Origin of the sequence: Bacillus sp. 22190 (assembly GCF_052045575.1) — a bacterium.
GTDB lineage: Bacteria > Bacillota > Bacilli > Bacillales > Bacillaceae > Bacillus > Bacillus altitudinis.
In genome coordinates, this window is the sequence record NZ_JBQEPF010000010.1 from 1 (window position 1) to 11,867 (window position 11,867).

An 11,867-nucleotide genomic window follows, 5' to 3' on the forward strand; every position below is an offset into this window, starting at 1 on the left:
AATGAAACGATTCGATGGAGGCATTATCAGCGGGCGTCCCTTTACGGGACATGCTCATGGTAATGCCTTTTATATGAACAGCTTTCTGATACTCGTAAGATGTATACACAGAACCTTGATCGCTATGTAACACGCAATTCTCAGGAAGTGCTGGGAGCTGATTAAGTGTGTTTAAGATAAAGTCTGTGTCCTGCTTATCACCAATTGTAAAAGCAATCACTTCTCCATTATATAAATCCAATATACTGGAAAGGTACAATTGTTTCTGTCCATAAGGCAAATACGTGATGTCCGTGACTAGTTTTTCAAGAGGGCGATCAGACTGAAAATTCCGATCCAGTATATTACCAGCCACGGCATAGGGCTGCCCATTCTTCTTACGCTTTTTCATTTTAACCCGGCATTGCCACTGGTTTTTCTGCATGATACGTTGAACAGTTTTATGGTTAATACGCATTCCCATTTTTAGTATGGCTGTGATTTTCCGATAACCATATCGATATTTGTGCTTTCGGCACAACGTGCCGACCTGTTTCTCTAGTTGTCTTTTAGGATGATTCTGAGTCAGATTCTTTTTCCATCTATAATACGAAGTGCGTGAGATGCCTAAATGGACACAGATGTCCTGTACCGTCATCGTTTTGCACAATTCATCTACCAGTTTGATTGACGTTTCCTTATCAACTTCCTTTCCAATTCGTTGTACTTTTTTAAAACCTCATTCTGTTGACTCAAATAGCGATTTTCTGCCTGAAGTCTCTCTAATTCTGAAGAGTACTCGGGACCCTTTCCATAGGTATATTGTTTTCCAACAGGTTGTTCGAACCTGTGTGTATCCCCAGTTTTATGCCATCTCACCCATGTCTGAACCTGCGTCTTATTCTTGATATTCAATTCCTGCATGATCTCTTTCATAGGTACGCCTGCCAATCTCATTTCTACAGCCTTCTGTTTGACTTCAGCCGGATAACTCACTCTTGTCCCCATAGAAAAAACACCTCCATGTTTTATTTCGGATCACAACGATCCGTTTTCAAACTTAAAGGTGTTTTTTATTTGTCTCATCTTTTGGGGTCAGTCCCGCTGAAAAGTGGTGTTTCTTGTGTTTTCTCCGTGCATAGAGGATCGCACCGATCAAACTGACGAGTGAAATCAATGTGAGAATTCTGATATAAGGCGGATAGTAGGTTAGCACGATCTCGTTTTTTCCTTTTTCTATTGGAAAACCGATAAACGCATAATTGGCTTGTTCAATATCGGTTTGATGGCCGTTCACCGTGAGCTCCCAGCCTTTTTCATATGGAACAGGCAGAATCATATAATCATCGCCGCGCTTGTTCTCATAAGAAATCGTAAAGCGGTTATTTTTAAGCTTCACCTGCTGGCTGCCATCATCCTGTTTTTCTTTTTCATATGCCCGCGCAAGGGTGTGGTAAGGCTCATGATACAGCTTTAATTGACTCAGCTCATACGTCCCTTTTGGCACTCGTATGGAAAGGATTTTTTCCGCAGGGACTCGAATCGTCACGTCATTAACGCCTGTTTTGTAGATAGACGTATTGCTTTTGCGTGATGTGACATAGTCATCCACAGATAACTGAAACCCTTCGTTACGGTCGGTCCGCTTCACATAAAAGCTCACATACACATCCCCCACGCGAGCGATATCATCTGGAAGGGTGATATTCAGCCCGCCCGTTTTCCCGTATACATCAAGCACGCCATTTTCGTATACCGCTTGTTCAGTATGAATGTTTGTATCCTTTATTCGATCAGGCGATTGGTCGATTTCAGCATTTCCTTTTTTGTTTAAGATCACACCTTGCAACATCGCATGTTCTCTATCAAGTGCTGACGCATGCTCTAGTGACTTTTCTGAATAGACGGTACTCGTTGTTCTTGCAAATGGGAGCGGGCGTGTATTTTCATACACTTCATAATGTTCGCTTTCCAATATTGGCTTAAAATAAACCGGCGGTGAGAAAGACATCGATTTGTCTCTCATATAATACTTCCCGTAGGTCAGACTGTATAAATTCGCCCTGTCCCCCATTGTTGCATACCGGCTGACACTTTCCCGTCCCATATCAATTTGCAGGTCATTCCAGTAGAAATGGAGCAGATGCTGATTCAATATACTTGAATACGCACTCATGCCTTGAAAGCCTTCAAATAACGGGGTGTTGTTGCGCACGCCGTTCATCCAATCAATCCGGGCAAGCGGATCTTCTTTTGAGCGGCTTTGAATCTGCTGAATGAGCTTCATTTGCTCATGTCCAGCATACGCCTCACTATTCAGATACGTATCTGATACGCTCTTAATATTGCTTCTTTCAAATAAGTAGCCCTGCTGATACACGCCTGCTGTCAGTAAGCTCACAACGATGAGCACAGCTGACAAGAGATGAAGGTGCAGACGTTTCCCCGCATGTATCGAGAGGAAGAACAAGCTGATCACAAGCAGTCCTATTCCGGTAAATACAACAACATCCATATTTCCCTTTGCTCGTTCTGAAAGGGCGACTGCGAGAAGGAATACAATCCAAGCGCCTAAAACCGCACGTGTTTTCCACTTCCACTCCATTTGCCAGAAATGCTTGATGGTGATGGCTATGACTGCTCCGACTGTAAAAGCAAGAATGTATTCAAATCTGTACTGCGGTGCAGAAAAACCATTAAACACGCTCGCCATCTTTGGACTGTAGTGAAAAATGATCAGCAGAACACTGATCGATGTGAACATGAAAAACCATCTGTTCCGGTATAGCGGAACGAGAAACAGACAAATCAGAAAGATGACCGGCAATAAGTACACCTTGCTTGTAAACAGCAGATGATCATGCAGCGCAAACCAAGGAATCGCCTGTTCATACGGCGGTCTTACATTATTAAGAAAGCCGTAAACAGACGGGATAAAAAAGGCAGCACTGATCCCAAACGATAACAACGTAGAGATCGCAAGGGTCCAGAACACCTTCCAGCCTCGCTCCTCGCTTTGAAGCTTAATCATATATCTGAAGACGAGATAAATGGCTAAAAAGATAAAGTGAATGTAAGCAAAGTAAAAATTATTGATCAGCATGAGACTGCAAGCCGCAATAAACCAAGCCGGCTTGCCTGTTTTGAAAATACGTTCAACCCCGAGCACAAGCAGCGGAAGCCACATCATGCTGTCGGTGAAAAACTCCCAAAACGTTTGATGCCGAAAGTACACAATAGACAGTCCGTAAATACCGGCACCTGTCAGCGCCCCCAGCCTATGTTGCACAATCGAAAGGAGCACACGATATGCGATGAACAGAATGACTGTCAGCTTGATCACACTCAGCCAAATAACAGCATTTGCCCAAAAGTGAATGTCTGTTGACTGTATAAGGTGAAGCGCATTTAACAGCCAGACAACAGCGACTGTGACCATAAAGACCATCGACGTTGTAAAATAATAACCTAATTGCGTATATGTACCACCGCCTAGACCAAATTGATAGGAATAAAAGAAGTTTCCTTTGACGTATTCGTCATACAGCAGTTTTTTAAACGGGAGCATTTGCGAAATGCCATCTCCATCTCCCGTCATATATCGGCCTTGCGTATATTCATATAAGAAAAAGGAGTGTCCTAATAAAGCAAGAATGAGGCACATTCCAATGAGTATCCATCTACGTTTCATCATCTAAATCCTTTCTCCAAAAGATCCACTGTTCATTGAAACAAAACAACCCAGCAAGCGATTCGTGCTTGCCGGTTATTTGACTCCACGTTATTTAAATAACTGCGTTAACACTCGGTCTTGTTCTTTTGAGCTTGTCTCTTGTTCCATGACATTTGATTCTTGAATTAAGTAATGCGGCCTCTTTTTCGTTTCATAGTAAATCCGGCCAATGTACTCTCCGATCACACCTAGACTCAAGAGCTGGACACCACCGAGGAAAAGCACAGCTGAGATTAAAGTGAAATAACCCGGTACCATGATGCCCGTTCTGACGATTTGAATAAAGGTCGCCACGATGTAAATCAAAGAGAGAAATAAGATCAAAATACCCGTATAAAAACAAATACGCAGCGGGCGGTTGTTAAAGGAAATGACACCATCAATCCCATAGTTAAATAATTTCTTCAGTGACCATTTTGTATCACCATGCTGTCTTTCCACATTTTCATAATAGATGACCTTTTCTTCAAAGCCAATCCAGCAAAAAAGGCCTTTTGAAAAACGATTTCCCTCTTTCAGTTGAAGCAATGCGTCGATCGCTTGACGGGAAATTAAACGGAAATCTCCTACACCATCACGCAAGTCCACTTCGACCACCTTGTTCATCACTTTATAATACATCGATGATAGGTAAGAACGAAGCTTGCTGTCCCCTTTACGGTTTCGTTTGGCAATGACTTGATGATAACCTTCTTCGTAGCCTCTAACAAAATCCTGAATCAAATACGTTGGGTGCTGCAGGTCGGCGTCCATAATGATCGCAGCTTCCCCTTTTGCATGCTCAAGACCTGCTAAAATTGCAGCTTCTTTCCCAAAGTTACGAGAAAAGGAAATGTATTTGACTTTTGCACTTTTGTGAGAGAGCTCTCTCATGTATTGAAGCGTATTGTCTTTGCTTCCATCATTCACAAAGATGATTTCAAAGTCATAATGAAAATCGCGAAACTCTTCCTCGAGTGCCTCAAAGATTCGTCTGATGTTTTCACCTTCATTGTAAGAAGGAATTATAACAGAGAGCAGTTCCCGTTCCATATCGCACCTTCTCTTCACTTTTTTCACATAGTCTGTTATGTTCATTATTCCTTTTTTGTCAGAAAACGAAACCCTTTTTTATTATCCATAAATTTCATGTATCCTTAATCGTTACATTATATCAGAGTTTTATTTCCAGTGATTTTCACCAACATGAATTTAATGTAATTTTAAGTTTATCCATTGTAAAAAGCCTGTAATTTTGATCACAGACTGGGTATTGTTTCATAAAATTGTTTGGTCATTTATATATTTTCCTGTTTGTTGAAAAAGATGAGTGGATGTGAAAAGGGCAACCCTTTTAATGAAGCAGCCCTTTGTCGTTTTGTTGCAGATGCTCATTTGCCTTCGATTGTTTATTTTGAAATAAATGCAGCTGAGCGCCGTAGCTTTCGATCCATTCTCGGACAATCCGTTCAGTCGTTTCCTGTCCTTTATATTTGCGGCCAGCCTTTGCATAGGTTGTTTCAAAATCACTCCAAAGGAGCTCTACCCATGTACGTGCTTCTTCATATGTGAGCATATTGTTTTTTTCCATTAGTTGTTCGGTTAATCGCTCAAAATATTGTTCCATACTGGTTCCTCCTTCATCTAGCAGAAAGTGCCTTTTTAAAAAAATCTCTTTTTTCATATACTACCCTTACGTCTTCAAAAGACGCAAATGATTTGTATTGTTTGGAGGGAATCAGTATGCGTAATAAAGCAAAGGGCTTTCCAAATCAAGTGAATCACAAGTTTGAAGGCGAACCAGGGGCCACAGATGCTTATGCGTCTAAAAGGCCGAACGGTGAGACGAATACACGTCCACAGGAACGTATGAGGGCATCAGGGAAACGCTAATTTTTCCAAAGGGAGTGCTTGAGATATGAGTTCAAATGGGAAATCGTATATGGAAGACTTTGTTCAATTAAGAACAACCGCTTACCCTCAACCATGGGCGAATGCTAAACATTCTGCCTCTCAGGTCAACGGAGAAACGCAGCAAACGCAGCACGACATCGTACTTCAGAACAACGTCCGTAAACAACGTTCGAAGTAAAGAAAAGGACTGATCTCTAGGGATCAGTCCTTTTGCGTAAGCATTGAAATCGGCAGGGCATCTTCTTTATTTTGCGCTGATACTCTGTAGCCCCAAGCAAAAACCCCATTTAAATACTCCACATAAAACTGCTCGTCTGTATCTTTGATGTGATAAGTTGTTTTGGTTTGAATAGCAGCTGGATCTAATAAATAGGCTTTCGCCATGTCAATTTTCCGCTCCAACACGGCATATTCATTCACAATGCCTAGCTGCTCAGCCTTTCTTGCTTTTTCAGAAAGAGCGGCAATCTCCTGCTTTAATTCGTATTCTGTCATTTCACTATAGCGTTTTTCCATCTGTCATTCCCCTTTGTCTAAAACGTGATCAATTGTATCAAGATCAAATCCTTTTCGGTAAAGGAATTGCTTCACTTTCATTTTTTTCTCAAATGATCCGTCATATCCTACCTTGCGTTTTGCCTTCTCAAGCATATAGTGAAGGGCTTCTTCTTCCTTTTCCTCTTCTTGTCCATCATAGGCTTCTTGAAGGGCTTTATCAATGATATCAAAAGAAAATCCTTTTCGCTGAAGCTGCAATTTGATACGCTGTTCAATTTCTTTTGCGGACCGGTTTTTCTCTTTCTTAACCAGCTTTAGCACTTGTTTCACTGCTTCCTCTAGCTGCAAATCATTCGGATATTGCGATAGTGCTTGTTCGATGGTGTCATCGTCTATGCCTTTCAGCTTTAACTCTTTTTTTAGCACTGACGGGCCTTTGCTATTCGTTTTTCGGTGGGTGCTTACATACGCTTCTGCAAATTCAAGATCATTTACATACTTATAATGTTTTAATTTGTGTATAATTTCACTAATAGCAGGTGCTGGTATGTCTTTTTTCGTCAAATAATCGGTGACTTCTTTCACTGATCTCATCCGATACGATAAATAATCGACGGCCTGCTGAAATCCTTTTTTTACTGCATCACCGAATTGAATCTCTATGATATCGGCTTCGTCCAGCTCTTTTCCCTTTTTCAAATCATGCTGGACGAGCACATCTAGATCAACGCTAAAAGCGTACTTTTCATCAAGAAAGATGTTCACGCGTTCTGTATTGTTTTTCTGAGCAGAGATTTTCGTAATATAGGGCATCCTGTGATCACTCCTTTTTTCAAACAGTCAGGATGTTTCTTCTGATTCAAAATCGTGAAAGATATAGATATGTATATGAGAGGAGAAGATGTCAATTGAATATCGCCATTACCGGAGGAACCGGGTTTATCGGCCAGCATGTCACAAAGGTGCTCGCAGCTGAAGGACATCATCTATATATTTTAACAAGAAATCCAAAGGAATCCGAACAAAATCATTTACACTATGTGCAGTGGCTAACAGAAGGTGCTAAGCCTGAACATGAATTGCCTCCCATTGATGTATGGATTAACCTTGCTGGAAAATCCATTTTCACACGCTGGACGGACAAAGCAAAAAAAGGCATTCTCTCCAGCCGTATTCAGTCCACACAAGAAGTGAGACGCATTATAGAAGCGCAGGAATCGAAACCATCTGTGCTCATTCAAGCAAGTGCTGTCGGTATCTACGGCACTTCTAAGACAGAGGATTTTACGGAGGAGGCCCCTCCAGCCGAGACTGATTTTTTAAGTTATACGTCAAAGCATTGGGAAGCTGAAGGGCAAAAAATTGAGGCGCTCGGTATTCGCACGGTTTATACACGCTTTGGGGTAGTGCTAGGAGAGAAAGGCACACTTCCTCTTATGACCTTGCCATACAAGCTGTTTGCCGGTGGAACGATTGGCTCTGGCTCGCAATGGGTATCTTGGGTTCACGTGGAGGATGTAGCACATCTCATTGCGTATGCCATTCTACATGATCACATATCAGGTCCACTCAATGTCACGTCTCCAAATCCTGTTCAAATGAAGCAGCTGGGGCAAACCATTGCATCTGTCCTTCATCGCCCTCACTGGCTGAAGGTGCCGTCCTTTGTCATCAAAACTGCACTTGGCGACATGTCATTGCTTGTATTAGAAGGCCAGCGCGCCCTGCCGAAAAAGGCACTGCTGTCTTCTTATGAATTTTTACATCCTGAGCTAAAAGAAGCGATTTTGCATTCAGAGGAATAAATGTTGTCAAAAACACCCATCCTATTAAAAATGAGATGAGGGGGCGATTTTGATGAAGAAAAAAGAACACCAGCCGACTTCAAAACTGAAGAAAACCCAGGAAGTTCTGTATCAGCAGGAATTCAAAAAAGCGGAAAGAGCAGCAGAAAAAAGAAACAAATAAAGCGGATATTCCTCTTTTACAAGCACATAACTAAAGTGATCTTGTAAAGGAGGGAAAAGCTTTGAAAAAAGACCAACACAAAAAATCCAACCACCAGCTTGCGGCACAAGAGACGGATGGCGAATATGTTGAATTTTCCAAAGAACTTGCAGATCCGAATGACGTAAAAGCGATGGCACGTATGAAAGCAGCCGATCAGCGTGCTAAAAAACAATAAGTAAAAAAAAAGCAGACCTTTTGATAAGGTCTGTTTTTATTTGATTTCAGTTAGCAGGCTTGATGCCTTCTGACGTGACTTTTCCTCAGGCACCTCTTCTGGATAACCGATGTGAAGAATCGCGGCAAAGCGTTCGTTTTCCTTTAATCCCATATCCTGTTGAAACCCTTTGTCGTATAAAATACGGCCGCTCTTCCATACCATACCGATTCCTTGATCCCAAGCCAGCAGCTGGAAGTTTTGAATGAGCGCACTCACAGCGGCAAAATCATCATTTCTCACAACTGGGTTTTCGTCTTCTTTTAGAACAACAAGTAAAAGTGCTGGTACTTTAGAAAAATAATCTCTGTACTGATTGATCTTTTCTTCTTTTGCGTCTGGGTTGTTGCGTTTAAAGAAAGCAATGAACCGCTCAACAAATACCTCTTTTGCTTCATCCGTCACTGCATATAAAAAACGCCAAGGTTCCGTGATTTTATGATTGGGTGCATAGACTGCATCCTCTAATAATGGCTGAAGCTGCTCAATCCTCACCGGTGTTTCTTTGAATTTTCGAATCGATCGTCTATATCTGACAGCGTCTCGAACCGTTAACGCTTCTGTTTGTTGTTTTGTTTCTGGCATATATGTCATCCTTTCAATCAACCTTAATTGAAATTGATTCTCATTCACATTATAAACATGATCATGTGTTGTTTGCAAATAGGACCTCACCTCTCTGCTAAAAAGTTGTTTGACTTTTTCAAGTAATGTTACAATCATATTACGTTTTAAACAAATTTTGAGAAAAAAGCCAAGATGATGAAATGATTTCAGGTATTTCCACTTTGTCTCATGCGGCTATTTTTTCAAAAAGCTTTCAACCCATGATTGGAAGGGAGGCTTCTGGATGGAATGAAAATCAATATTGGGCAAATCATCAAACTCTATCGTTACAAACAAAATATGACCCAATCGGAGTTGGCAGAAGGAATTTGTTCTGTCTCTCATTTAAGTAAAATTGAAAATGGCTCAAAAGAGGCCAATCAAGATACGATCAATCTTTTGCTTGAACGGCTTGGAATTAGTCAAGAAACGCTGTCGCAAAAGGCGCGTCACCTGCTGTCATTGCTCGATGAGTTTCAAATGAACATGTATTTCTATGCACTCGATCAAGCAGAGCAAAATGCAGAAATGATCATTCATCACGAGGAACAGTTCTTTTCGCTAGATTTAGGGATTCAGTATCATTTGTCCTTATTTCAATTTTATTTATTAACAGAAAAACAGCCGCTTGCCTTAAAAACGCACCGCGTGCTTAAGAAGTTTGAAAAAACCTTTATTGACACAGAAAAAGAAACGTTTGAATATCTAGATGGCATCCATCTTATTAAAATCGGTCAGCTCGAAGAAGGATTGAAAAGACTTGAAAGCTGCTTTTCTTACGCTTCTGTTGAACAGAGCGACCTGTATTATCACTATGCAAAAGCACTTGGAGCTATGGGGCATCTCGGTGATGCGCTTGAGGCCACACATCAAGCAATGGATTTGTATAGACAAAAAAATAATTTCAAGCGGGTCATTCATTGTACACTCATTCATGGGGTCATCTCACTGGAATTAAAGGCCTTTCAAACAGCTAAAAGATATTTAAAAGAAGTGATTTTACACACGTCGCTTCACCCTGATGCTTATATTAAGATGACAGCTTATTTTTATTACGGGGTTCTCTTAAAACGCCAAGGAGATTTCTCATCCGCTGTGCCTTATTTACTAGATTCACTCAATTATTTTAATCAAGAACAGATAGAAGATCGTTACTGTGAAACGCTTTATGAAATCGCAACATTGTATGCGGAATATGATCGCAAAAAGGCGCTTCCATACATACACGAGCTGCTCAAACAGCCTCGTATTCAACCAAACTGTTTATATATGATTAAAATCTATAAATTGATGATTGAAGAGAATCCTCATGATTTGAAAACTTATTTAGTAGAAGCAGCGATTCCTTACTTTGAACACAATCAGCTCCACAATGAGTACTTGTTTGCTCTTAGAACCTTGCTTTCCTATGCGGCTTCTGAGCTTGATAAGCGTGCATATATGTCTTACACAACGAAGCTGCTTGATCACTTAGCATCATTTATCCCATATTACAAAAAAGCATGACCTTCTGCCGATCGAAGGTCATGCTTTTTCTATGATTAGATGGTTTTTTGTTGATCTGTATCGGGACGGGTGACTTGTTCGACAGAATGAATGTACCGTTTTCTCGCAAAATAATCGTAAGCATGCTGCCCAAAGCCAAGCCAAATGCTGAGTACAATGAATGGGACCGTTCCCCATAATGCAGGGATGTGACAAGCCATTCTCAGCCACGTATAAATCCCTGAGTTTTTTTGATTTTTCGCTAAGGAAATAGACACGATTCGTTTCTCTGCCTTCTCTTCACTAATTTTATTCAGTCTCAGCAGCTGTGAGTGTCTAAATGATTCAAAGTGAATTCGGTTTTTCCAATCGAGTGATTTCAACAGATCAATCGCTTTTGCACATGAAGGACTTTGTCCGTCATAAAACACAAGCAGTCTGAGTGATTTGATGGAACGCTGTTCTCTTTTCTTTGATTCAGCGAGCTTCTTTTTTTCTTGATCGAGATAGATGATTTTTTTCATAAATTGATCGCCAGCCCTTTTCCTTCATTTATTTTTTTTAGTTCGTTCAAAGGAGATTACAACTAGATTACTATAGTTGCTGGGCCTCTTGTATTGGGAAAAAGCCATCCGACGTGCGTTATATGAGCCTTTAGATAAGGGCAAAATAGCTGTTTTCATGGCATATATGAGGTTTTTCAACTAAAAGTGGTTGGGAAAATCGTGATGCTTTGCGGTTTTCTGCGGTATTTGATAGAATTCTGCGGTTTTTCTACATCTTTATGCGGTGTTTTGTAGGTGAAACGCAAAAACAAGATAAAAAAAGACTACTTCCCATTGCGGCGAAGTAGTCTTTTGGTTTATATTTTTGCCAAAACTTCTACTATTTCTTTCTCAATATCTTTCCATAAGTAACGATCTGTCGTATAGTGATGTGCGGCTTCTTTCGCAAACACTTTAAATGCTTCCTCAAAATCGGGTGCATCTTTATCCGGCTTTTTCTCGTCGACAAAGCGCTGAGCTTCTGCTGAGCGAGGTCCCCATTTCCCCACTTCTTTCCCGTCCTGATCAATGATGACGATAATCGGAATAGATCTTGCGGTCCCGTTCGTTAAATACTGATCCATCAGGTCTAGGTGCTCGTCCCGAATGAAATAGCGCGCATCAATCAGTGCTTCATTTGCAATACGCATGAAAATAGGTACATTAACCATCGCATCGCCGCACCAATCTGCCGTGATCACAAGCGCTCTCAGTTTTTTCTTTTGAAGTTTTTGAAGCAGCTCTTTTTCCTTTTGATGAATTGCGTACTGGTTGTACACCGTGAGTAAGTTTTCACGATTTTTCTCCATGTTGTGTACATATGTACGTTCAGCTAATCCCTTTGTAAACCATTCATTTAGTGTCATGTGAACATCCCCCTTACCCTTCAACTTTACCACTTTTG

Annotated in this window: 14 protein-coding genes and 1 pseudogene; 6 read left to right on the forward strand and 9 right to left on the reverse strand. The window is 40.9% G+C overall.

Going from position 1 to position 11,867, the window contains the following annotated elements; translation table 11 throughout:
- The 4 genes and pseudogenes from ACTJKA_RS13685 to ACTJKA_RS13700 form a co-directional block, all read right to left on the reverse strand.
- Positions 1-987, reverse strand: a pseudogene (locus ACTJKA_RS13685) (IS3 family transposase); the annotation flags it as partial.
- A 52-nt stretch (positions 988-1,039) separates the two neighbouring features.
- Positions 1,040-3,673 (reverse strand): YfhO family protein, encoded by a 2,634-nt coding sequence (locus ACTJKA_RS13690; RefSeq protein WP_440607798.1) that lies wholly within the window; start codon positions 3,671-3,673, stop codon positions 1,040-1,042.
- Between the two features lie 87 nt (positions 3,674-3,760).
- On the reverse strand, positions 3,761-4,744 hold the full coding sequence (locus ACTJKA_RS13695; RefSeq protein WP_008341983.1) for a glycosyltransferase family 2 protein: 984 nt from the start codon (positions 4,742-4,744) through the stop codon (positions 3,761-3,763).
- 301 nt (positions 4,745-5,045) lie between these two features.
- Entirely contained in the window at positions 5,046-5,318 is a 273-nt protein-coding gene (locus ACTJKA_RS13700) for a YfhJ family protein (RefSeq protein ID WP_017366871.1), read from the reverse strand.
- Between the two features lie 116 nt (positions 5,319-5,434).
- Here ACTJKA_RS13700 and ACTJKA_RS13705 point away from each other — a divergent pair, with 116 nt between their 5' ends.
- Together ACTJKA_RS13705 and ACTJKA_RS13710 are read left to right on the forward strand one after the other, a co-directional pair.
- The gene (locus ACTJKA_RS13705) at positions 5,435-5,584 is read left to right on the forward strand and encodes a small, acid-soluble spore protein K (protein ID WP_003217849.1); all 150 of its coding nucleotides are present in this window, start codon (positions 5,435-5,437) and stop codon (positions 5,582-5,584) included.
- Between the two features lie 25 nt (positions 5,585-5,609).
- Positions 5,610-5,783 (forward strand): YpzG family protein, encoded by a 174-nt coding sequence (locus ACTJKA_RS13710; protein WP_003217811.1) that lies wholly within the window; start codon positions 5,610-5,612, stop codon positions 5,781-5,783.
- Between the two features lie 23 nt (positions 5,784-5,806).
- Here ACTJKA_RS13710 and ACTJKA_RS13715 read toward each other — a convergent pair whose 3' ends face one another.
- Both ACTJKA_RS13715 and recX read right to left on the reverse strand, forming a co-directional pair.
- Positions 5,807-6,121 carry a YfhH family protein gene (locus tag ACTJKA_RS13715; RefSeq protein WP_025206966.1) on the reverse strand — a complete coding sequence of 105 codons (315 nt, stop codon included), beginning with the start codon at positions 6,119-6,121 and terminating at the stop codon, positions 5,807-5,809.
- Positions 6,122-6,124: 3 nt separating this feature from the next.
- Positions 6,125-6,916 (reverse strand): recombination regulator RecX, encoded by a 792-nt coding sequence (gene recX / locus ACTJKA_RS13720; protein ID WP_017358838.1) that lies wholly within the window; start codon positions 6,914-6,916, stop codon positions 6,125-6,127.
- Between the two features lie 95 nt (positions 6,917-7,011).
- On the opposite strand from recX, the gene ACTJKA_RS13725 reads away from it, so the two are divergent.
- The 3 genes from ACTJKA_RS13725 to ACTJKA_RS13735 all read left to right on the forward strand — a co-directional run bounded on the left by ACTJKA_RS13725 (position 7,012) and on the right by ACTJKA_RS13735 (position 8,288).
- On the forward strand, positions 7,012-7,908 hold the full coding sequence (locus tag ACTJKA_RS13725; protein ID WP_440607799.1) for a TIGR01777 family oxidoreductase: 897 nt from the start codon (positions 7,012-7,014) through the stop codon (positions 7,906-7,908).
- A 52-nt stretch (positions 7,909-7,960) separates the two neighbouring features.
- Positions 7,961-8,071 (forward strand): YfhE family protein, encoded by a 111-nt coding sequence (locus ACTJKA_RS13730; RefSeq protein WP_017358836.1) that lies wholly within the window; start codon positions 7,961-7,963, stop codon positions 8,069-8,071.
- 61 nt (positions 8,072-8,132) lie between these two features.
- The gene (locus ACTJKA_RS13735) at positions 8,133-8,288 is read left to right on the forward strand and encodes a YfhD family protein (RefSeq protein ID WP_008341997.1); all 156 of its coding nucleotides are present in this window, start codon (positions 8,133-8,135) and stop codon (positions 8,286-8,288) included.
- A 36-nt stretch (positions 8,289-8,324) separates the two neighbouring features.
- Here ACTJKA_RS13735 and ACTJKA_RS13740 read toward each other — a convergent pair whose 3' ends face one another.
- Complete coding sequence (locus tag ACTJKA_RS13740) at positions 8,325-8,912, reverse strand: nitroreductase family protein (RefSeq protein ID WP_236798016.1); 588 nt, start codon at positions 8,910-8,912, stop codon at positions 8,325-8,327.
- Between the two features lie 270 nt (positions 8,913-9,182).
- Here ACTJKA_RS13740 and ACTJKA_RS13745 point away from each other — a divergent pair, with 270 nt between their 5' ends.
- On the forward strand, positions 9,183-10,439 hold the full coding sequence (locus tag ACTJKA_RS13745) for a helix-turn-helix domain-containing protein (RefSeq protein ID WP_336750355.1): 1,257 nt from the start codon (positions 9,183-9,185) through the stop codon (positions 10,437-10,439).
- A gap of 35 nt (positions 10,440-10,474) precedes the next feature.
- Here the strand turns inward: ACTJKA_RS13745 and ACTJKA_RS13750 are convergent, their stop codons facing one another.
- Positions 10,475-10,942: a thiol-disulfide oxidoreductase DCC family protein gene (locus ACTJKA_RS13750; protein ID WP_007496690.1), complete on the reverse strand. Its 468-nt coding sequence runs from the start codon at positions 10,940-10,942 to the stop codon at positions 10,475-10,477.
- A 338-nt stretch (positions 10,943-11,280) separates the two neighbouring features.
- Positions 11,281-11,829, reverse strand: a complete 549-nt coding sequence (locus ACTJKA_RS13755; RefSeq protein WP_008341670.1) for a thioredoxin family protein — start codon at positions 11,827-11,829, stop codon at positions 11,281-11,283.
- Between the last annotated feature and the right edge of the window lie 38 nt (positions 11,830-11,867).